The following is a 21,268-nucleotide window of genomic DNA, read 5'->3' on the forward strand; positions in this document are numbered from 1 at the left end:
CCATCAAAAGAACAAACAAGCCATGAACCCGTCGATCCAAGAACCCGCCCATGAACCGGCCGACCCCGCCGTGTCGGATGCCGCCCCCCCGCTCGCGACCGAACTCGCCGCACCCACCGTCAGTCGCGCCTACCGCTGCCAGTGCGGGCGCCCCGTGTTCCTGCGCAACAGCAAATGCCTGGCCTGCCTCACGCCGCTGGGCTATGTGATCGACCGGCTCGGCGTGGTGCCGCTGGCACCGGCCGAAGGCGAGGGCGCGTTGCCCGACACCTTCACCGTCTTCGGCGACCCGCACGGCGCCACCTACCGCCGCTGCGCCAACCTCATGACGCCGGCCGCCTGCAACTGGATGGTGGCGCAGCCGCGCGAGGGCGAGACCATTCCCGCCGACACGCAGGGCCACGCGCCCGGCTACTGCCTGTCGTGCAGCGTCACGCGCACGATTCCCGACCTGTCGGTGGCGGCCAACGGCGAGCTGTGGTGCAAGCTCGAGCAGGCCAAGCGCCGGCTCATCTCGCAGCTGCTCGCGCTCGGCCTGCCGGTGGTGAGCCGCCATGCTGACCCGGTGCACGGGCTGGCCTTCGACTTTCTCAGCAACGTGCCCGGCCGCCCGCATGTGATGACGGGCCACGAGCAGGGCCTGATCACGCTCAACGCCGAGGAGGCTGAAGACGCCGTGCGCGAGCGCATCCGCGCCGAGATGCACGAGCCCTACCGCACGCTGCTGGGCCACTTCCGCCACGAGGTCGGCCACTACTACTGGGACCTGCTGGTGCTGCCCACGCCGTGGATCGACGACTACCGCGCGCTCTTCGGCGACGAGCGCGCCGACTACGGCGCCGCGCTGCAGCAGCACTACGAACAGGGCCCGCCGCCCGACTGGGCGCAGCGCTTCGTCAGCAGCTACGCGAGCATGCATCCGTGGGAAGACTGGGCCGAAACCTGGGCCCACTACCTGCACATGGCCGACACGGCCGACACGGCGATGAGCTTCGGCATCGACGCGAGCAATGTGGAGCTGCAGAACGACCTCTTCACCGCCGCCGACCTGTGGCAGCCGGACCATCCCGACGCCGCGAAGTTTCTGGACTTCATCAACGGCTGGGTGCTGCTGACCAGCATGCTCAACGAGCTGTCGCGCAGCATGGGCCAGCCCGACTACTACCCCTTCGTGCTGCCGCGCGCGGCGGTGGGCAAGCTGCAGTTCATCCACGGCGTGATCACCGCGCAGCGCAGCGGCACGGCGCCGACGATGGTGATGGCGGGGGATGTGGCGGCGCCTGCGACCGAATCTGTAGAGCCTGCACAGGGGCAGTCGCAATCCCAGTCGCAGTCGCAGTCGCAGTCGCAGTCGCAGGACGACGTCGCTCAGTCCTGAAGCGGCGGCAGGCCTGCGGCGCAGCGTGCGCAGATGCAAGCCTGCCCGCGCAATGCCGGTGCCAGCGTGTCGAGCGGGGCCAGCGAAAAATCGGCGGCCATGCACCAGCAGGGCGGCTGCGCCTGCCCGGTTTCGCGTTCGACCTCCATCGCGCAGCGGTTCGCCTCGCCGCACAGCGGACAGTGCGCGGTGTCGATGACAGCAGTCATGCGAGCGTGAAGGCCGGCAGCTTCTTCGGCACCGCCACGTTGCGCAGCGTCGCGTACACCGGCAGGCCGTCGCGGTAGGCGGGGTAGTCTTCGCCCGCGATCAGCGGCAGCAGGTAGCGGCGGCACTTCTCGGTGATGCCGTAGCCGTCGTCCGAAATGAAATCGCGCGGCATCGGCTTCTCGACATTGGCCACCGCTTCGAGCGGCGCCGCGCCCAGCGTGTAGGCATAGGGCACGTCGCTCGTGCGTTCGATGGTCGGCATCACCGCGTTGCGGCCTTCGAGCGCCAGCTCGACCGCACGCTGGCCCAGTTCGTAGGCCTGCTTCACGTCGGTGGCCGAGGCGATGTGCCGCGCCGCGCGCTGCAGGTAGTCGGCCACGGCCCAATGGAACTTGTGGCCCAGCGCTTCCTTCACCATCTGCGCGACCACCGGCGCTGCGCCGCCAAGCTGCGCATGGCCGAAGGCATCGCGCGCGCCCTGTTCGGCGAGGAAGGTGCCGTCGGGATGGTGGCAGCCCTCGGACACCACCACCGAGCAGTAGCCGTGCTGCTGCACCAGCGCATCGACGCGCGCCAGGAAGCGGGCCGCGTCGAACTCGATCTCGGGGAACAGCACCACCACCGGAATGCCATGGTCGGCCACCAGCCCGCCGGCCGCGGCGATCCAGCCGGCGTGGCGGCCCATCACCTCGAGCACGAACACCTTGGTGGACGTGGCGGCCATCGAGCGCACATCGAACGAGGCCTCGAGCGTGGACACCGCCACGTACTTCGCGACCGAGCCGAAGCCCGGGCAGCAGTCGGTCAGCGGCAGGTCGTTGTCGATGGTCTTGGGCACGTGGATGGCCTGCAGCGGGTAGCCCATCGACTGCGACAACTGGCTCACCTTGAAGCAGGTGTCGGCCGAATCGCCGCCGCCGTTGTAGAAGAAGTAGCCGATGCCGTGCGCCTTGAACACCTCGATCAGGCGTTCGTATTCACGACGGTTTTTTCCCAGCGACTTGAGCTTGTAGCGGCACGAGCCGAACGCGCCCGAGGGCGTGGTGCGCAGCGCTGCAATCGCCTCGGCCGGCTCGGCGCTGGTGTCGATCAGGTCTTCGGTGAGCGCACCGAGGATGCCGTTGCGCCCGGCATAGAGCGTGCCGATGCGGTCCGGGTGCCGGCGCGCCGTCTCGATCACGCCGCAGGCCGAGGCATTGATGACCGACGTGACGCCGCCCGACTGGGCATAGAAGGCGTTGAGGATGGCAGTGCTCATGGGGCAATCTCCGTGCGGGTAAGCGACCGGCGCAGGGTGGCAACGCTTCGCGGGAAGGCCATTCTGGCGCAGTCGCCGGCCGCAGGCCAATGGCCGGTTTGGCAATTTCGCGCGATTACAGTTCGTTGCTGTGCGTCGGCCATGAAGGCCACGCCCATGGCGTGCGACCCGGTCCGCGCCGACCCTATCCATTTGCAGGCACACCCATCATCCAAGGAGTCCGCGCGTGAGCATTTTTTCCCGTTTTTTTGGCCGCAAGGACGAGCCGGGCGATACCGGCGCATTGGTCGCCAACCCCGAGGCCGGTGAGGCCGGCGACACCGTCGCGCTGACGGTCTTGTTCGCGGATGTGCTGAACATCGATGTCGCCGCGCTCGCGCAGGCATTGCGCGCCTACCACCGCTCCACCGGCGACGCGCGCTGCGAGATCACCGAAGACCCCGGTCCTTTTCTGGCGCTGGCGGGCTGGAAGAACCACGTGGTCCGGATGGTCGGCTTCGATGTGCCGATGCCGGCCGAATCGGTCGAGGTTTGCGTGGCGCCCGCGCACTATCCGCAAGAGCTCAAGGCCCAGGTGCGCGCGCACCGCAGCCACGTCATCCTCTACTACGCGGGCTACGAGGCCTCGGTGCTCGAACAGTACGTGGCCCTGGCGACCGTGGCCGGCGCGCTGGCCCGGCTCGGTGCGCTGGTGGTGCTGAACGAATCGGCCCACACCTCGCTGCCCGCGGCCGTGTTCGACGCCGACATCGAAGGCGACAGCATCGAATTGCTGCGAGACCTCGACCTGCCGGCCCTGTACTGCGGCTTCGTCAAGTACGAGGTCGAAGGCGTGCAGGGCGTCTGGATGCGCACCTATGGCGCGCACCACTTCGGCCAGCCCGATTTCGCGGCCCTGGCCGAAGGCCACCACGAAGGGGAGAAATACTTCCAGCTCTTCGGCAACGTGCTGCGCTACCTGATCGACAGCGGCGCCGAAATGGGCGCCGGCCACACCATGCAGGTCGGCGAGGACAAGTTCCTGCGGCTGCGCGAGCCGCTCGAGGCGGAATACTTTCTCGACGGCCCCGAGGCCGTGCTGGTGGCCGAACTGATCGGCGCCGACGAGATCAACGCGCGCCCGCACTGACTGGCCGGCCCGCCGGCCGTGCGGTTGCGCACGGGCTTGCTCGGGTTCAGCTCGCACCGCACGCAGGGCTGCGGTGTCTGTTGCGGCGCGGTCACGCGAGCGCTCCGCTGAAAGCGTGTGTCACGGGGCCATGGCGCCGGTGGTCAAGTCGGGGACAAGCCGTGCAGCGGCAGTCGCCAGGGCGACCGCGCGCGCGCCTGTGCCCGCGAGACCGGGTTCGGCAGCGCGGCGGGCTGCGCGTCCGACACCGAGATGCACGACGACTCCAGCGCCGACACCAGCACGCGCCGGTGCTCGGTGCTCTCGAAGCGCTCGCCCGGCCCGAGCACGATGTCGCGCGGGTCGCGGTCGAGCGTGATCCACACGGCGCCGCTGCGGCACTCGATGCCCACGCCCGCGCCGTCGGGCACGGCGAAGACGGCGCGGCTCGGCAGGCTCACGTGGAAGCGCGAGGTCGACGAGGAGAAAGAAAAGGCGGAAGGAGACGGGGTGGTGGCGGTGCTCATGGGAAGCTCCATTGCATTCGTGATACGAATGAATATAGTGAGTCACCCCCTCTCTTACACGCGGTCATTCGGAACTCGTTGCATGCCTCCAGAGAATGCGAAAACCCCTGCCGGCGAGCTCCCGCCGCTCGAGCTGCTGCGCAGTTTCGAGGCCGCCGCGCGCCGGCTGAGCTTCACGCTAGCGGCCGGTGAACTGCACCTCACGCAGTCGGCCGTGAGCCGGCAGATCCAGCAGCTCGAAGCCAGCCTGGGCGTGCTGCTGTTCGAGCGCCGCCACCGCGCGCTCGGGCTCACCGAGGCCGGCGGCGTGCTGCAGCGCGCCGTCACCGACAGCCTGGAGCGCCTGCGCGACGCCACCGCGAGCGTGCGCGCCAGCGCCGCGCCGCGGCAGGTGTCGATCACCAGCACGCCGGGCTTCGCGTCGCTGTGGCTCATTCCGAAGCTGGCGCGCTTCACCAGCACGCATCCGCAGGTCGACGTGCGCGTGTCGGCCACGCTCGACGTGCTCGACATGGAACGCAGCCGCATCGACGTGGCGGTGCGCTTCGTGCCCATCGGCCGCGGTGTGGGCCCGGCGCTGTTCGAGGAATCGCTGATCCCGCTGTGCGCGCCGCAGGTCGCCGCATCGCTGCGCGAGCTGTCCGACTTTTCCAAGCTCACGCTGCTGACCATCGAATACCCGGACCACAGCGAAGCCCCGACCGCCGACTGGGAGCCGTGGCTCAAGGTGATGGGGCTGGAAGACCTGCGCATGAAAAGCACGGTGCGCTTCACGCAGTACGCCGATGCCGTGGCCGCCGCGGTGGCGGGGCAGGGCGTGGTCATCGGGCGCCTGCCGCTGCTGCGCGAACTGATGCGCGACGGCCGGCTCGTGGCGCCGCTCGGCGAGGGCGCGGCATCGCACCGCGGCTACTTCATCGAGATGTCGCGGCGCGCCGCGGGCAACCGCGACGCGCAGGACTTCGCGCAATGGCTGCGCGACGAAGCCGAGGCCGCGCAGCGGAGCTGACGAAGGGCCGCGGCCCGCCTGCCGATCAACCCGGCAGCAGCACCTTGTTGACGACGTGTATCACGCCGTTCGACTGGTAGACATTGGCGATCGTCACCGCGGCCGTGCCGCCCTTGGCGTCGGTCACCCACACCGTGCCGCCGCTCATCGTCGCCGTGAGCGTGCCGCCGCTCGCGGTCTTCAGCATCGCCTTGCCGCCGCCCGCGTTGATCGCGCTCGTCAGCGCCGCGCTGTCCATGCGACCGGGCACCACGTGGTAGGTCAGCACCTTGGTCAGCGTGGCCTTGTTCTCGGGCTTGAGCAGCGTGTCGACCGTGCCGGCCGGCAGTGCCGCGAACGAGGCGTTGGTGGGTGCGAACACCGTGAACGGGCCCGGGCTCTTGAGCGTGGCCACGAGGTCGGCCGCCTTCACCGCCGCGACCAGCGTCGTGTGGTCCTTCGAATTCACCGCGTTGTCGACGATGTCCTTCGTCGGGTACATCGGCGCGCCGCCGACCATGGGGGTCGCGGCACTGCTGCTGGCATTGCTCATGCCACTGCCGGCGCACGCGCCGAGCAACACCGACACGCCGAGTGCGATCACGAGTTTTTTCATGGATGTCTCCTGGAAAGAAAGGGCTCTGTGGAAACCGCCAACAGCTCGGAGGCGCGATGCGCTTGAGATGCCATACGGCGCGATGCGCCAAGCGGATTCAACGCGTGCGGATTCAATGAACCCGATGCACGCGGCCGTGTCAGCTTTGCGCCACAGCACTGCGCGCCCCGCTTGCGCGCGGCGCGAGCCCTCGCCAGAATCCGCCCTTCCTTTTTCAGCGACAGTTTTTTCCGACACCACGCCCGGCGACGATCAACCTCCCGGGCGAGAACACCATTCAATGAACCGTTCACTGAACACCTGACGCACACCGACCGCCCCGGCCGGATGTGCACCTTCGCATCCGCCGCGGCCGAATCGACAAGGGCCCCGCGCGCAACTGCATTCGCCGGGGCCTTTTTGTTTCTTTCGGAGTGTGCGCACATGAGTGCTCAACGAAAGGCCCGTGACGACGACAAGCGTCTGGGCCGGTTCTACTTTGCGGTGCCCGCGTCGGCACCGCGCAATCCCGTGGTGGCCGCGATGGCCCGCCGCGAATCCAGCCAGGGCGCGGGCCGCCACCTGCGCACCCACCGCGCCGAGCGGCGCGCGCAGAAGGTGGCGCTGCAGAAAGCCGCGCGCGATTTCGGGCGGAGGGCCGTCGATGCGTGACGACATGGACAAGGTGATCGTCGAGCGTCGTTCCGGAAGTTCGCTCCGTTGATTTCCGAGACGGCGTCTCGGAAATCAACGCCTGAGTCGGCGCGAGCGCTCGCGCCGATTTATCAAAGATCGGCCGACGTCGGACGCGCACGTTCGCGCGCTCTCGGCAGCACGAGAAACGCCAACGTCCCTGCCGCCAGCATCCCGCTCACCGTGAGGAACACCGCGCGGAACGGCTCGGTGCCGTGGGCGACGGCCCAGGAGGCGGCGACGCCGGTGGTCCATTGCATCAGCGAGACGCCGAGGAACATCGCCATGTTGAGCAGCGCCATCGCGCGGCCCGTCACGGCCGCCGGATAGGCGTTCTTGGTGTACGCGTACAGCAGCACGCTGTAGCCCGACAGCAGGCCGTAGACGATCGGCAGGCCGATGTCGATGGCGCGCGATTGCGTGAGGGCCATGGCGGCGAACATCGCTGCGCCGGCGAAGGCGCAGCGCATCATCCAGCGCGTGCGGCGCGCGCCGCCGGGGTCGAGGCGGCCGAACAGCATGGGGCTGGCCATGCCGGCGACGGTCATCACCAGCGCCACGTTGCCGCTGGCCACGAGCGAGAGGCCGTGGCGGTCGTGCAGCACGGGGCCGAGCCACAGGCCGCGCAGCGTGATGAAGGCGGCATACGACACGCAGGCGAAGCACAGCAGGCCGAGGGTGTGCGGCATGGCGAACAGCGGCAGCAGGTCGCGCACGGCCTGGCGCAGCGACTGGCGTTCGGGCGCGGGTTCGTCCGGTGCGAGCGCTGCGGGCGTGCGCGCGGGCTCGTGCACGCGCCAGAAGATGACGATCCACGAGAGCACGGCGAAGGCGGTCAGCACGGCATAGCCGGCGCGCCACGACGCGGCCTCGATCAACAGCGCCAGCGGCGTGCCGGTGAACACGATGCCCAGGCCCGCGAGGCTCATCACCAGCCCCGACATGGCGGTGAAGCGCGAGGCGTCGAAGTGCCGCGCGATGAACACGGTGCAGGCCAGGAAGGCCGGCGCGCAGCCCACGCCGATCAGCGCCTGCCCCAGCAGCAGCGCGCCGAAGCCCGGCGCCACGGTGCACAGCGCGGCGCCCGCAATGGCGAGCGGAAAGGCGGTGAGCACGGTGCGGCGCACGCCGAAGTGGTCGATCGACACGCCCATCGCGAGCTGCATGATGCCGAAGGTGAAATGGAAGGTGCCGGCCCACGTGCCGAGCGCCTGCGGCGTGAGGCCGAAGTGCTGCGTGAGCGGCGTGGCCATCATGGCGCCGACGGTGCGAAAGGCCTGGCTCAGCGCGAAGGCGGTGGCCAGTGCGACCAGCATGCCGGCGGCCGAGGTCGACCAGCGGGTCGGGGGCGGCGATGCCGCGTGCTTGTTCATCGAAAGAGACGGAGACCGGAGAGAGAAAAGGAAGGCGGCGTCGATGCTACCGGCATGTCGCGCACCATGCAGAACGGCGCCCGAGGGCGCCGTTCGTTTCCTGTCTCCGAGGCGTCAGTGCCGGCGGTTGCCGGCACTGCGCAGGGCGCGCGTCAGGCCGCGGCCTTGACCTTCAGGCGCCAGGCGTGCAGCAGCGGCTCGGTGTAGCCGCTGGGCTGCTCGATGCCCTTGAACACGAGGTCTTGCGCGGCCTTGTAGGCGGCCGAGGTGTCGAAGTGGCCGGCCATCGGCTGGTACAGCGCGTCGCCAGCGTTCTGCTCGTCGACGACCTTGGCCATGCGCTGGAAGGCCTCGTCGACCTGCGCCTTCGTGACCACGCCGTGCAGCAGCCAGTTGGCGATGTGCTGGCTCGAGATGCGCAGCGTGGCGCGGTCTTCCATGAGGCCGACGTTGTGGATGTCGGGCACCTTCGAGCAGCCCACGCCCTGGTCGACCCAGCGCACCACGTAGCCCAGGATGCCCTGCACGTTGTTGTCGATCTCCTGCTGCTTCTCGGCGTCGGTCCACTTCGCTTCGGCGGCGATCGGCACCTGCAGCAGCGCGTTCAGGATGTTCTCGCGCTCGCCTTCGGCGTCGATCTTTTCCAGTTCTTGCTGCACCGCGGTCACGCTGACCTGGTGGTAGTGCAGTGCGTGCAGCGTGGCGGCGGTGGGCGAGGGCACCCAGGCGGTGTTGGCGCCGGCCTTGGGATGGGCGATCTTCTGCTCGAGCATGGCGGCCATCAGGTCGGGCATGGCCCACATGCCCTTGCCGATCTGCGCCTTGCCGCGCAGGCCGCAGTTCAGGCCGACGAGCACGTTGTTCTTTTCGTAGGCGCCGATCCAGGCGCTGGACTTCATGTCGCCCTTGCGGATCATCGGGCCGCCCTGCATGGCGGTGTGCATCTCGTCGCCGGTGCGGTCCAGGAAGCCGGTGTTGATGAAGGCCACGCGCGCGGCGGCCTCGGCGATGCAGGCCTGCAGGTTCACGCTGGTGCGGCGCTCCTCGTCCATGATGCCGAGCTTGACGGTGTTGGCGGGCAGGCCGAGCAGCTGCTCGACGCGGCCGAACAGCTCGCTGGCAAAGGCGACTTCGGCCGGGCCGTGCATCTTGGGCTTCACGATGTAGATGCTGCCGGTGCGCGAGTTGCCCTTGCGCTTCACATCGATCATCGCGATGGTGGTGGTGACCACGGCATCCAGGATGCCTTCGGGGATTTCCTTGCCGCCTTCGTACAGGATGGCCGGGTTGGTCATCAGGTGGCCCACGTTGCGCAGGAACATCAGCGAGCGGCCGTGCAGCTTCAGCGGCTGGCCGTTGGCGCCGGTGTATTCGCGGTCGGCGTTGAGGCCGCGCGTGAAGGTCTTGCCGCCCTTGGCAACTTCTTCGGTGAGCGTGCCCTGCACGATGCCCAGCCAGTTCGCATACGCGACGACCTTGTCGGCCGCGTCGACCACGGCCACCGAGTCTTCCAGGTCGAGGATGGTCGAGAGTGCGGCTTCGAGCACGAGGTCGCTCACGCCGGCCGCATCGCTCTTGCCGATGGCGGTGCTGCGGTCGATGCGGATGTCCAGGTGGATGCCGTTGTGCTTGAGCAGCACCGACGACGGCGCGGCCGCGTCGCCCTGGTAGCCGATGAACTGCGACGCATCGGCCAGGCCGGTGGTGCTGCTCTGCAGCGCGACGACGAGCTGGCCGTCCTTCACGCTGTAGCCGGTCGCGTTCTTGTGCGAGCCGTTGGCCAACGGTGCGGCCTGGTCGAGCACGTTGCGCGCGAACTCGATGACCTTGGCGCCGCGCACGGGGTTGTAGCCCTTGCCCTTTTCAGCGCCGCCGGTTTCGGGGATGGCATCGGTGCCGTACAGCGCGTCGTACAGCGAACCCCAGCGCGCGTTGGCGGCGTTGAGGGCGTAGCGCGCGTTCAGGATCGGCACCACCAGCTGCGGGCCGGCCTGCAGCGCGAGTTCGGAGTCGACGTTGGCCGTGGTGGCCTTCACGCCCTTGGGTTGTGGCAGCAGGTAGCCGATCTTTTCCAGGAAGGCGCGGTAGGCCGGCATGTCGGCGATCGGGCCGGGGTTCTTCTTGTGCCAGGCGTCGAGTTCGCTCTGCAGGCGGTCGCGCTCGGCGAGCAGGGCGACGTTCTTGGGCGCGAGGTCATGGACGATGGCGTCGAAGCCCTTCCAGAACACGTCGCTGGCCACGCCGCTGGCGGGCAGGACTTTTTCTTCGACGAAGCGATGCAGTTCGGTCGCGACCTGGAGTCGGTGGGCGGTGGTGCGGTCGGTCATGTGTTTTCTCCTTGGGAACGCAATGCAAAAAACAGGAAATCGGGGGGCGGCGGCGCAGCGGGGCGCAATGGCCCCAGGTGAAGCCATGCAAGAACTGTATTCGATACTTTGCGGGCCAGTAAGAGCCGAAAGTGAGATTTATCTGTGACAAAAATGCATGTAATCAACGAGGGCCCGCGAAGGCCCGTGCCAGGGTCAAAGGGTAGGCCCTGAGGCCGGGGCGGTGGCAGCTGTATATATTTAACTTCTTAAATAATCAGCTCCCGCCGCAATGATCCTCCTGGCTTCCAACGAAAACCCGCTCGGCATGCCCGAGTCGGCCCGCCGCGCCGCCGCTGCCGCCCTCGAAGGCGCGGGCAACTACCCCGACAGCAACGGCACCGCGCTCAAACAGGCGCTGGCCGCGCGGCTCGACGTGCCGCCCGAATGGCTCACGCTGGGCAGCGGATCGAGCGAGATTCTCGAACTGGCGGCGCAGGTGAGCCTGAAGCCGGGCGAGAACGTCGTCTATTCCCAGTACGGTTTCATCGTCTATGCGGCGGCCACGGCGCATGCCCACGCGCGCGCCACCGTCGTGCCCTCGCGCGATTTCGGCCACGACCTGGACGCGATGCGCGCCGCCATCGGCGACGACACGAAGCTGGTCTTTGTCGCCAACCCGAACAACCCGACCGGCACCTTCATCGATGCTGCGCCGCTGCGCGACTTTCTGCAATCGGTGCCCGCGCACGTGACGGTGCTGCTCGACGAGGCCTACACCGAGTACCTCTCGCCCGCGCAGCGCTACGACAGCATGGAGTGGGTGCGCCGCCTGCCGAACCTGATCGTGGCGCGCACCTTTTCCAAGGCCTTCGGCCTGGCGGGGCTGCGCATCGGCTACGGCGTGTCGCAGCCGGCGCTCACGGCGCGCATGAACGCGCAGCGCCCGCGCTTCAACGTGACGACGCCGGCCCAGGCCGCGGCCGTGGCAGCGCTGGGCGACGCCGACTTTCTGGCGCGCACCTACGAACTCAACACCGCCGGGCGCGACCAGCTTGCCGCGGGCTTCACTGCGCTGGGGCTGCCGTACGTTCCGTCGTCGGGCAACTTCCTGATGGTGCAGGTCGGCGATGCGTCCGCCGTGCACGCGCGCCTGCTGGCCGCCGGCATCGAGGTCGCGCTGCTTGGCCCGTATGGCCTGCCGCAATGGCTGCGCGTGAGCGTCGGCCTGCCGGCGCAGAACGAGGCCCTGCTGGCCGCACTGCGCTGACGGCCGACGGGCCGGTCGCACGAAGAAACAACCACCACCCCGAGGAGACCGCCCCATGCAACGCCGCCAGTTCGCAGCGCAGGCCGCTGCCGTCATCACTGCCACGGCCCTCGCGCCGATGGCGTTCGCGCAGGAGCGCACGGTGCGCATCCTGATCGGCTTTCCGCCGGGCGGGTCGGCCGACGTGGTCGCGCGGTTGCTGGCCGACAAGATGCGCGTGTCGCTCGGGCAGAACGTCATCATCGACAACAAGCCCGGTGCGGCGGGGCGCCTCGCGCTGGCAGAACTCAAGCGCTCGCCGCCGGACGGCAGCGTGCTCATCTTCTCGCCCAGCGGCGCGATGGTGATCCACCCGTGGCTGTATTCCAACCTCGGCTACGACCCGGCGAAAGACTTCACGCCGATCGCGCTCGGCAGCACCTTCGACTTCGCCGTGACGGCCGGGCCCGGTGCACCGGCGGGCGACTTGAAGGCGGTGCTGGCCTGGATGAAGGCCAACCCCGCCAAGGCCAACTACGCGACCTCGGGCGCGGGCACGGTGCCGCACTTCGCGGGCCAGCTGCTGGCGCAGGCGGCGGGCGTGCCGATGACGCACGTCGCCTACCGCGGCGGTGCGCCGGCCGCGCAGGACCTCATCGGCGGGCAGGTGCCGCTCATGGTCGACACGGCCTCGGAAACCATCGAGCACCACCGCGCGGGCAAGGTCCGCATCCTCGCGGTGACGGGCGAGCAGCGCAGCCGCGCGCTGCCCGATGTGCCGACCTTGAAGGAGGCGGGCATCAACGTGACGGCGGATGCGTTCTTCGGGCTTTACGGCCCGCCGGGGATGTCGCCGGAATTGGTGGCGCGCATCGACAAGGCCGTGGCCGATGCGCTGCGCATGCCCGATGTGCAGGACAGGATCTATGCGCTGGGGCTCGTGCCGGCGCATGCGGGACCGGCCGAACTCGCCGCCATTCAGGCGACCCATCTGAAGCGGTGGGAAATGCCGATCAAGAACTCGGGGTTCAAGGCCGAATCCTGAGGACCCCGTATTTCTCCCTCCCCTTCCGGAGGAGGGCGGGGTGGGGGCACGACGGCGGTCGATATGCCGCAGCCTGTTCAAAGGCCGCGTGCCCCATCCCAACCTTCCCCCGGAAGGGGAAGGAGCAAGAAAGAAGACCTTCAGACCTGCCCGCTGAGTTCCTTTGCAGCCGCAAGTGCCGGCCCGACGTAGCCCTCGTCATACCGATGCGTCGGCATCGTCAGCGTGACCGCCGCGGCCAGTCGCCCATCCGCATGGAACACCGGCGCCGAGATGCCCGCCAGCTCGGCCGTGCGATCGCCCACCAGCGCGCAATAGCCTTGCGCGCGGATCGCGTCGTACAACTTGCGCTCCTTCGCGCCGCGCGGCCGTTCGGCCTCGGGCCCGAAGGCGATCAGCACGCGCGCGCCCGCGCCCCGGTCGTTGGGCAGCAGGTCGCCCGCGCGCACGTGGTCGCGCACCACATGCGAGGAATCGACGCGGAACTGGCACAGCCGCACCCAGCTGTCGCCCTGGTCCTGCCGCACGTGGTACGCCGCGCTCTCACCGGTGGCGGTGGCGAGCGTGCGCAGCACCGGCAGCACGAGGCGGTCGAGCGACTGCGACGCCGCATACAGACCGTGCAGCCGCGCAATCTCCAGCCCCAACGCATAGCGCCCGTCGTCCTGCCGGCGAATGAGCCGCGCATGCTCGAGCGAGGCCAGCAGCCGCAGCACCGTGCTCTTGTAGAGCTGCGTGCGCTCGGCAAACTGCGCGAGCGACAGCGTCTCGTCGCCGGCCTGGAAGGCCGACAGCAGGCTCAGCGCACGGTCGACCGCAGCGGCGCCGCCGGGGGCGGCGTTGAGGTCGGACACCGATTCGTTCTGGGCTTTGCGGGGCATGGCGTGGCTTGACAGTCGGCGGGCTTGCCGATTTAATTCTGTTTAACAGAATATAGTTCTGCAAGATAGAACAGTCAAGGAAGCACCCGATGACCTCCCCCGACGTCCTCATCAGCGAGGTCGGCCCGCGCGACGGCCTGCAATCCGTGAAGGCCACCATGCCCACGGCGGACAAGCTGCGCTGGATCGACGCGCTCTACGCCGCCGGCGTGCGCGAGATCGAGGTCGCCTCGTTCGTGCCCGCGAAGCTGCTGCCGCAGATGGCCGACGCCGCCGAGGTGGTGCGCCACGCGGTCACGCTGCCCGGCCTCGTCGTGATGGCGCTGGTGCCCAACCGCAAGGGCGCGCAGGCCGCGCTCGAAGCCGGCGTGCACAAGCTCACGATGCCGGTGTCGGCCAGCGTGGCGCATTCGCTGGCCAACGTGCGCAAGACGCCGACCGAGATGGTCGAAGAGGTGCGCGCCATTGCCGAGCTGCGCCGCGCGATCGCGCCGCAGGTGAAGCTCGAGGCCGGCATCTCCACCGCCTTCGGCTGCACGCTGCAGGGCCTGGTGCCGGAAGACGACGTGATCCGCCTTGCGGCGCAATGCATCGAGGCCGGCGCCGACGAATCGGGTCTGTCCGACACCGTGGGCTACGCCAACCCCGCGCAGGTGCGCCGCCTCTTCCAGCGGCTGCGCGCCGAGATCGGCGTGCACGCCGGCGCCGCCCACATGCACAACACGCGCGGCCTTGGCATCGCGAACTGTCTCGCGGCGTGGGACGAGGGCGTGCGCACCTTCGACGCCTCGCTCGGCGGCCTCGGCGGCTGCCCGTATGCGCCGGGCGCGTCGGGCAATGCGGTCACCGAAGACCTCGTCTTCATGTTCGAGGCCATGGGCGTGCGCACCGGCATCGACATCGAGAAACTCATCACAGCGCGCGCGCCGCTCATGGCCGGCCTGCCCGGCGAGCCGGTCTACGGCATGACGCCCGAAGCCGGCCTGCCCAAGGGCTTTGTCCAGGAAATCCTCTCTCATGTCTGAAGCCAATCCCTTGCCTTACGCCGGCGTCCGCGTCGTCGAGTTCACCCACATGGTCATGGGCCCGACCTGCGGCCTGCTGCTGGCCGACCTGGGCGCCGAGGTCATCAAGGTCGAGCCCATCGAGGGCGACAACACGCGCCGTCTGCTGGGCTCGGGCGCGGGCTTCTTCCCGACCTTCAACCGCAACAAGAAGAGCATCGCGCTCGACCTGAAGAAGCCCGAGGGCGTGGAGGCCGCGTTGCGCCTCATCGCCACCGCCGACATCGTGAGCGAGAACTTCAAGTCCGGCACGATGAAGAAGCTGGGGCTCGACTACGACACGCTGGACCAGCTCAACCCGCGCCTCATCTACGTGAGCCACAAGGGCTTCCTGCCCGGCCCGTACGACCACCGCACGGCTCTGGACGAAGTGGTGCAGATGATGGGCGGCCTCGCCTACATGACCGGCCGCGCGGGCGACCCGCTGCGCGCGGGCACCAGCGTGAACGACATCATGGGCGGCATGTTCGGCGCCATCGGCGCGATGGCCGCGCTGCGCCAGCGTGAGCTCACGGGCAAGGGCTGCGAGGTGCAGTCGGCGCTGTTCGAGAACAACGTGTTCCTGGTCGCGCAGCACATGATGCAGTTCGCCGCCACCGGCAAGGCCGCCGACCCGATGCCCAGCCGCATCTCGGCCTGGGCCGTGTACGACGTGTTCACCGTGAAGGACGGCGAGCAGATCTTTCTTGCGGCCGTGAGCGACAAGCAGTGGGCCATCTTCTGCAAGGCCTTCGGCCTCGAGGAGATGCTGGCCGACCCGCGCCTGAAGACCAACAACGACCGCGTGCGTGCGCGCGACTGGATGATGCCGATCCTGCGCTCGCACCTTGCGAACCACAGCGCGGCCGAACTCAGCGCGGTGTTCGAGCAGAACGAGCTGCCCTTCGCGCCCATCACCAAACCGCAGGAGTTGTTCGACGACCCGCACCTCAACGCCACCGGCGGCCTTGCGCCCGTGCGCATGAACGACGGCCACATGGCGAAGGTGCCGCTCGCGCCCTTCACGCTGGGCGGCGAGCGCCCCGGCATCCGGCTGCAGCCGCCGCACATCGGCGAGCACAGCGAGGCGCTGCTGAAGGAAGTGGGCTACAGCGACGACGACATCGCCGCCCTGCGCGCGCAGGGCGTCACGGCCGGCGACTGAGAAGGCGAGAGCGCGGTGGCGGGCGATATAGTTCCCGCGCCATGGACCGCCTCAAGCAGCTCGAATCCTTTGTCTCGGTCGCGACCCGCGGCAGCCTCACCGCGGCGGCCAAGGCGGAAGGCGTGGCGCCCGCGATCATGGGCCGGCGCATCGACGCGCTCGAAGAGCGCCTGGGCGTCAAGCTGCTGGTGCGCACCACGCGCCGCATCACGCTCACGCACGAAGGCAGCGCCTTTCTCGAAGACTGCCAGCGCCTGTTGACCGAGTTCGCGAACGCCGAGGCCAGCGTGAGCGCCGGCGGCGTGAAGGCCAGCGGTCACCTGCGCGTGACGGCGCCGGCCGGCTTCGGCCGCCGCCACGTCGCGCCGCTGGTGCCGCGCTTTCATGCGCTGCATCCCGAGGTGACGATCTCGTTGAACCTCAGCGACCGCGTGGTCGACGTCACGGGCGAGAGCTTCGACTGCGCCGTTCGCGTGGGCGACCTGCCCGACTCGTCGCTGGTGAGCGTGCGCCTGGCCGACAACCGCCGCCGCTGCGTCGCCACGCCGGAGTTCCTGCGCCGCCACGGCACGCCGAAGCACCCGGGCGAGCTGTCGCGCTTTGCCTGCCTCACGCTGTCGAGCGATGCCTCGCAGACGCGCGGCTGGGCCTTTCGCATTACCAACGAAGAGGGCGCGCAGGAGCTGATTCACCTGCGTCCCAGCGGCCCGCTCGATTGTTCCGACGGCCAGGTGCTGCACGACTGGTGCCTCGCGGGCCACGGCATCGCCTGGCGCAGCACCTGGGAGGTCGAGGCCGAGATCGACGCCGGCCTGCTCGTGCCCCTGCTCGACGACTTCGCCGCGCCGCCCAACGGCATCTACGCGGTGTTCGCGGGCACCAAGCACCTGCCGCTGCGCGTGCGACTGTGGCTTGATTTCCTCAAAGCGCAGTACGGGCAGCCGGAATTCTGGGGCGGGCGGTCCTGAAATCGTGACCGGGCGGCACAATGCTTTTTGCATTTGCTTGCAACCCCGATGAAGAAAGTTTCCGATGACCCTCGAAGCCATCCTCGCCTACCTGCATCTGTTGGCCATCCTCACGATGGTCGTGTTCATTTCCAGTGAAGCCGCGCTGTGCCGCGTGCAGTGGCTCAATGCCGCCGTGGTCGAGCGGCTGGCCAAGGTCGACATGGTCTACGGCATCGCTGCCATCGCAGTGCTGGCCACGGGCATCGCGCGCACCTGGTGGGGCGTGAAGGGCACGGCCTGGTACTGGACCAACCCGTTGCTGCACGTGAAGCTCACGCTGTTCATCATCGTGGGCGTGCTGTCGATTTTTCCGACGCTGACTTATTTCCGCTGGCGCAAGACGCTGCGTTCCACGGGCAAGCTGCCCGCGGAAGCCGACATCCTGAAGACGCGCAAGCTGGTGATGATCCAGGCGCACCTGATCGCGCTGATTCCGCTGGTCGCCGTGTTCCTGGCGCGCGGCTTCGGCAAGTAACCGATCCCTCAAAGACAAAAGAAAAGGCCCGCACGAGCGGGCCCTTCGGGAGTAACAAATGTCAGCGCCGTGCGGCGCTGCGCCGGATCAGGCCTTGGCGGCGCCGGCTTCGCACTTCTTCATGAAGCTGTTCTTGGCGGCACCGGCCAGGGCCTTGCCGTTCTTGTCGATCGCCTTGGCGGCGCAGGCGGGCGCGGCGGCTTCCTTGGTGCACTTCTTCATGAAGCTGTTCTTGGCGGCGCCGGCCAGGGGCTTGCCGTTCTTGTCGATCGCCTTGGCGTCGCAGCTGGCGCCACCGGCGGGCGCGGCTGCTGCAGCGGCAGGAGCGGCTGCTGCAGGTGCGGCGGCGGCTGCGGGGGCCACGACCGGTGCGGGTGCCTTGTCCTGCGCGTAGGCGCTGAACGACAGGCAGGCGCCGAGCGCGACGGTGGAGGCGACCAGGGAAAGGAGCTTCTTCATGATGGATATGTCCTTGCAAGGTTGGGTTGTGACAGACGCCCCGCCTTGGGGCCGACCATCCTAACGGGCGACATCGCCCATCGGATGACGATCGTTAACTGGGTCCGGGTTTGCCCCCGGTAAAATTCACAGATGCTATTGGTCAAACAGGAGCTGCTCGCGGCGCTCGCGAACACGCTCGAAACCCTCTCTCCCGGCGCCGGTGCCAAAGCCGCGTTCGAGTCGCCCAAGGTGGCGGCGCACGGCGATTTCGCCAGCACCGCCGCCATGCAACTGGCCAAGCCGCTGGGGCGCAAGCCCCGCGAACTGGCCGACGAACTGAGCGCTGCGCTGCTCGCCACCCCCGCTTTCGGCCAATGGGTCGAGGCCATTGAGATCGCCGGCCCCGGCTTCCTCAACATCCGCCTGAAGGCCGCAGCCAAGCAGCAGATCGTGCGCGAAGTGCTGGACGCGGGCGAAGCCTTCGGCCGCCAGCCGGCCACGGGCCAGAAGGTGCTGGTCGAGTTCGTGTCGGCCAACCCGACCGGCCCGCTGCACGTCGGCCACGGCCGCCAGGCGGCGCTGGGCGACGCCATCTGCAACCTGCAGGCCTCGCAGGGCGAGAGCGTGTGGCGCGAGTTCTATTACAACGACGCCGGCGTGCAGATCCAGACGCTGGCCAACAGCACGCAGCTGCGCGCCAAGGGCTTCAAGCCCGGCGACGCCGAGTGGCCCAGCGGCGAAAAAGCCCCGGCCTACAACGGCGACTACATCGCCGACATCGCCGAAGACTTCAAGGCGAAGAAGACCGTCAAGTCGGACGACCGCGAGTACACCGCCAGCGGCGACATCGACGACCTGGACAGCATCCGCGAATTCGCCGTGGCCTACCTGCGCCGCGAGCAGGACCTCGATTTGCAGGCCTTCCGCGTGCGCTTCGACAACTACTACCTCGAGTCCAGCCTCTACACCAGCGGCCGCGTCGAGGCGGCCGTGGCCAAGCTCGTGGCCGCCGGCAAGACCTACGAACAGGATGGCGCGCTGTGGCTGAAGTCGACCGACTACGGCGACGACAAAGACCGCGTGATGAAGAAGCAGGACGGCACGTACACCTACTTCGTGCCCGACGTCGCGTACCACATCGCCAAGTGGGAGCGCGGCTTCCACAAGGTCGTGAACATCCAGGGCACCGATCACCACGGCACCATTGCGCGCGTGCGCGCCGGCCTGCAGGCCGCGGGCGAGGGCATTCCCGAGGGCTACCCCGACTACGTGCTGCACACCATGGTGCGCGTCATGAAGGGCGGCGAAGAGGTCAAGATCAGCAAGCGCGCCGGCAGCTACGTCACGCTGCGCGACCTGATCGAGTGGACCAGCACCGACGCCGTGCGCTTCTTCCTGCTCAGCCGCAAGCCCGACACCGAATACACCTTCGACGTCGACCTCGCGGTGACCAAGAACAACGACAACCCCGTGTACTACGTGCAGTACGCCCACGCGCGCATCTGCTCGGTGCTCGCGGCCTGGGGCGGCGACGTGGCCACGCTCAAGGCGGTCGACCTGTCGCCACTCGACAGCCCGGCGGCCCAGGCGCTCATGCTGCTGCTGGCCAAGTACCCCGCCATGCTGACGGCCGCGGCGAAGGATTTCGCTCCGCACGACGTGACTTTCTACCTGCGCGAACTCGCGGCCAGCTACCACAGCTACTACGATGCCGAGCGTATCCTGGTGGACGACGAGCCGGTCAAGCTGGCGCGTCTTGCACTCGTCGCAGCAGCTGCGCAGGTGCTGCACAATGGCCTCGCGATCCTCGGCGTCAGTGCGCCGAGCAAGATGTGAATCACCCTCTGAACATGAAGAAGACAAGCAGACAACGCGGCAACATCGTCATCGGGCTCATCATCGGCCTGGTGCTCGGTCTGGGCGTCGCCCTGGGCATCGCGGTCTACGTCACCAAGGTGCCGATCCCGTTCGTCAACAAGACGCAACGCGGCGGTGCCGAGCAGGACGAAGCCGAAGCCCGCAAGAACCGCGACTGGGACCCGAACGCACCGCTGGCCGGCAAGGCCGGTGCGCCCAAGCCGGCCGCCACGCCGCCGGCCGCCACGGCCACCGGCCCGGTGAACCCGATCACCGGCGCCCCCGTCACCGTGGCACCGGGCACGCCGCCCACCGCTGCCGCGCCCGTCACCGCGCCCGCCCCCGTGGTGGTGGCGCCCAAGCCGGCGCGCCCGGCGCCGGTGCCGGCCGAAGCCAACGCCCTGCCGTCGTCGAACGATCCGCTGGGCGACCTCGCCCGGGCCCGTTCGGGTGGCGGCAGCACGACCACCGCGTCCGCCGCGCCGAGCCACACGGCCGCCGCTGCACCGTCGCCGTCGGGTGCCGACCCCTTCATGTACTTCGTGCAGGCCGGCGCCTTCCGCACCACCGACGACGCCGAGGCGCAGCGCGCCAAGCTGTCGCTCATGGGCGTCGAGGCCAAGGTCACCGAGCGCGAGCAGGCCGGTCGCACGGTCTACCGCGTGCGCGCCGGCCCGTTCAACAAGAAGGACGACGCCGACCGGCTCAAGGAACGGCTCGACGGCGGCGGTCTCGAATCGGCGCTGGTGCGCGTGCAGCGCTGACCGACGTCTTTCTTGAACAGCCTTTAAGCTCTCGCCCGCGCGGCATCTGCCGCACGCTGTTTTTGTCAATTCCAGCGCCTCGGGCGCGCCGCCGACGGGGAACTCCCTGCGGCGCGCCGGCTCTGTCTGCGGTACCCACAGGAGAACCTTTTCCATGAAACGTCGTGACTTTTCGCTGGCCGCCACTTCGATCGGGCTGCTTTCGCTGGCTGCCGTTCCGGCACACGCCCAGCGCGCCCCCAAGGCCGGCACCGATTTCCTCGTGCTCGACAAGCGCGTGCCGGTCGATGCACCGGCCGGCAAGATCGAGGTGGTCGAGTTCTTCTCGTACAACTGCCCGCATTGCAACGACTTCGAGCCCTCGCTCGAAGCCTGGGTCAAGGCAGCCCCGAAGGAAGTGGCGTTCCGACGCATTCCGGTGCCCTTCGTGGGCAACGACGTCGAAGCCAAGCAGCGCCTGTACTTCACGCTCGAAGCGATGGGCAAGCTGGAGGAATACCACTCGAAGGTGTTCGCCGCGATCCACGCGCAGCGCCAGAACCTGAACGGCGAAGCCAACATCCAGGCCTGGGCCGAGCGCGCCGGCCTCGACGGTGCCAAGTTCAAGGAAACCTTTGCGTCCTTCGGCGTGGCCAGCAAGGCCCGCCGCGCGGCGCAACAGACCGAGGCCTACAAGGTCGCCGGCGTGCCAGCCCTGGCCGTGGCAGGCCGCTGGTATGTCGACGGCGAAACCGCCGGCAGCATGGCCAAGGTGCTGCAAGTGGCGACCTTCCTGACCGGCGAAGCCAAGAAGGGCTGACCCCCGACGACCTGTTTTCTGGTCGAATGCAAGGCCCGCTTCGGCGGGCTTTTTCATTGGCGGCGGTGGGCAATCACCGTCCCACGCATACAATGTTTCAGAG

General features: G+C 68.5%; 20 protein-coding genes and 1 pseudogene. 13 read left to right on the forward strand and 8 right to left on the reverse strand.

What is annotated here, in order from left to right:
* Window positions 1-22: 22 nt before the first annotated feature.
* On the forward strand, window positions 23-1,378 hold the full coding sequence (locus IG196_RS01230) for a putative zinc-binding metallopeptidase (RefSeq protein ID WP_192194649.1): 1,356 nt from the start codon (window positions 23-25) through the stop codon (window positions 1,376-1,378).
* Here IG196_RS01230 and IG196_RS01235 read toward each other — a convergent pair.
* Window positions 1,369-1,587: a cysteine-rich CWC family protein gene (locus IG196_RS01235; protein WP_192194650.1), complete on the reverse strand. Its 219-nt coding sequence runs from the start codon at window positions 1,585-1,587 to the stop codon at window positions 1,369-1,371. The genes IG196_RS01230 and IG196_RS01235 overlap by 10 nt on opposite strands.
* Window positions 1,584-2,846 carry a 6-phosphofructokinase gene (locus IG196_RS01240; RefSeq protein WP_192194652.1) on the reverse strand — a complete coding sequence of 421 codons (1,263 nt, stop codon included), beginning with the start codon at window positions 2,844-2,846 and terminating at the stop codon, window positions 1,584-1,586. Before IG196_RS01240 ends, IG196_RS01235 begins: the two co-directional genes overlap by 4 nt.
* 226 nt (window positions 2,847-3,072) lie before the next feature.
* On the opposite strand from IG196_RS01240, the gene IG196_RS01245 reads away from it, so the two are divergent.
* A complete protein-coding gene (locus IG196_RS01245) occupies window positions 3,073-3,975 on the forward strand; it encodes a DUF4261 domain-containing protein (protein ID WP_192194654.1) in 903 nt (300 codons plus the stop codon).
* A gap of 143 nt (window positions 3,976-4,118) precedes the next feature.
* Here IG196_RS01245 and IG196_RS01250 read toward each other — a convergent pair whose 3' ends face one another.
* Complete coding sequence (locus tag IG196_RS01250) at window positions 4,119-4,481, reverse strand: DUF2917 domain-containing protein (RefSeq protein ID WP_192194655.1); 363 nt, start codon at window positions 4,479-4,481, stop codon at window positions 4,119-4,121.
* An 82-nt stretch (window positions 4,482-4,563) separates the two neighbouring features.
* On the opposite strand from IG196_RS01250, the gene IG196_RS01255 reads away from it, so the two are divergent.
* Window positions 4,564-5,490 (forward strand): LysR substrate-binding domain-containing protein, encoded by a 927-nt coding sequence (locus IG196_RS01255; RefSeq protein ID WP_192194656.1) that lies wholly within the window; start codon window positions 4,564-4,566, stop codon window positions 5,488-5,490.
* Window positions 5,491-5,515: 25 nt separating this feature from the next.
* Here IG196_RS01255 and IG196_RS01260 read toward each other — a convergent pair whose 3' ends face one another.
* Entirely contained in the window at window positions 5,516-6,085 is a 570-nt protein-coding gene (locus IG196_RS01260; RefSeq protein WP_139702187.1) for a fasciclin domain-containing protein, read from the reverse strand.
* A gap of 423 nt (window positions 6,086-6,508) precedes the next feature.
* Here IG196_RS01260 and IG196_RS01265 point away from each other — a divergent pair, with 423 nt between their 5' ends.
* The gene (locus IG196_RS01265; RefSeq protein ID WP_192194657.1) at window positions 6,509-6,736 is read left to right on the forward strand and encodes a hypothetical protein; all 228 of its coding nucleotides are present in this window, start codon (window positions 6,509-6,511) and stop codon (window positions 6,734-6,736) included.
* Between the two features lie 113 nt (window positions 6,737-6,849).
* Here the strand turns inward: IG196_RS01265 and IG196_RS01270 are convergent, their stop codons facing one another.
* Both IG196_RS01270 and IG196_RS01275 read right to left on the reverse strand, forming a co-directional pair.
* A complete protein-coding gene (locus IG196_RS01270) occupies window positions 6,850-8,130 on the reverse strand; it encodes an MFS transporter (RefSeq protein WP_192194658.1) in 1,281 nt (426 codons plus the stop codon).
* Between the two features lie 152 nt (window positions 8,131-8,282).
* Entirely contained in the window at window positions 8,283-10,457 is a 2,175-nt protein-coding gene (locus IG196_RS01275; protein WP_192194659.1) for a malate synthase G, read from the reverse strand.
* Between the two features lie 265 nt (window positions 10,458-10,722).
* Between IG196_RS01275 and hisC the strand changes: the two are divergent.
* Window positions 10,723-11,706, forward strand: a pseudogene (gene hisC / locus IG196_RS01280) (histidinol-phosphate transaminase); the annotation flags it as partial.
* A 55-nt stretch (window positions 11,707-11,761) separates the two neighbouring features.
* Window positions 11,762-12,730, forward strand: a complete 969-nt coding sequence (locus tag IG196_RS01285) for a Bug family tripartite tricarboxylate transporter substrate binding protein (RefSeq protein WP_192194661.1) — start codon at window positions 11,762-11,764, stop codon at window positions 12,728-12,730.
* Window positions 12,731-12,870: 140 nt separating this feature from the next.
* Here IG196_RS01285 and IG196_RS01290 read toward each other — a convergent pair whose 3' ends face one another.
* A complete protein-coding gene (locus IG196_RS01290) occupies window positions 12,871-13,611 on the reverse strand; it encodes an IclR family transcriptional regulator (RefSeq protein WP_192194662.1) in 741 nt (246 codons plus the stop codon).
* 89 nt (window positions 13,612-13,700) lie between these two features.
* Between IG196_RS01290 and IG196_RS01295 the strand changes: the two genes are divergently transcribed.
* The 4 genes from IG196_RS01295 to IG196_RS01310 all read left to right on the forward strand — a co-directional run bounded on the left by IG196_RS01295 (window position 13,701) and on the right by IG196_RS01310 (window position 17,304).
* The gene (locus IG196_RS01295; RefSeq protein WP_192194663.1) at window positions 13,701-14,636 is read left to right on the forward strand and encodes a hydroxymethylglutaryl-CoA lyase; all 936 of its coding nucleotides are present in this window, start codon (window positions 13,701-13,703) and stop codon (window positions 14,634-14,636) included.
* On the forward strand, window positions 14,629-15,819 hold the full coding sequence (locus IG196_RS01300; protein WP_192194664.1) for a CaiB/BaiF CoA transferase family protein: 1,191 nt from the start codon (window positions 14,629-14,631) through the stop codon (window positions 15,817-15,819). The genes IG196_RS01295 and IG196_RS01300 overlap by 8 nt, the downstream gene beginning before the upstream one ends.
* Before the next feature lie 41 nt (window positions 15,820-15,860).
* The gene (locus IG196_RS01305; protein WP_101488352.1) at window positions 15,861-16,787 is read left to right on the forward strand and encodes a LysR family transcriptional regulator; all 927 of its coding nucleotides are present in this window, start codon (window positions 15,861-15,863) and stop codon (window positions 16,785-16,787) included.
* Between the two features lie 64 nt (window positions 16,788-16,851).
* Window positions 16,852-17,304, forward strand: coding sequence for a DUF2214 family protein (locus IG196_RS01310; RefSeq protein WP_192194665.1), 453 nt, complete (start codon window positions 16,852-16,854; stop codon window positions 17,302-17,304).
* Between the two features lie 87 nt (window positions 17,305-17,391).
* Here the strand turns inward: IG196_RS01310 and IG196_RS01315 are convergent, their stop codons facing one another.
* Entirely contained in the window at window positions 17,392-17,763 is a 372-nt protein-coding gene (locus IG196_RS01315; RefSeq protein WP_192194666.1) for a hypothetical protein, read from the reverse strand.
* Between the two features lie 132 nt (window positions 17,764-17,895).
* Here IG196_RS01315 and argS point away from each other — a divergent pair, with 132 nt between their 5' ends.
* From argS to IG196_RS01330, 3 genes are all read left to right on the forward strand, one after another.
* On the forward strand, window positions 17,896-19,581 hold the full coding sequence (gene argS / locus IG196_RS01320; protein WP_192194667.1) for an arginine--tRNA ligase: 1,686 nt from the start codon (window positions 17,896-17,898) through the stop codon (window positions 19,579-19,581).
* A 14-nt stretch (window positions 19,582-19,595) separates the two neighbouring features.
* Window positions 19,596-20,366, forward strand: coding sequence for an SPOR domain-containing protein (locus tag IG196_RS01325; RefSeq protein WP_192194668.1), 771 nt, complete (start codon window positions 19,596-19,598; stop codon window positions 20,364-20,366).
* Between the two features lie 154 nt (window positions 20,367-20,520).
* Window positions 20,521-21,165 carry a thiol:disulfide interchange protein DsbA/DsbL gene (locus IG196_RS01330; RefSeq protein WP_192194669.1) on the forward strand — a complete coding sequence of 215 codons (645 nt, stop codon included), beginning with the start codon at window positions 20,521-20,523 and terminating at the stop codon, window positions 21,163-21,165.
* The last annotated feature ends 103 nt before the right edge of the window (window positions 21,166-21,268 follow it).

Source organism: Variovorax sp. 38R, from assembly GCF_014843395.1.
Classification (GTDB): Bacteria; Pseudomonadota; Gammaproteobacteria; order Burkholderiales; family Burkholderiaceae_C; genus Variovorax; species Variovorax paradoxus_H.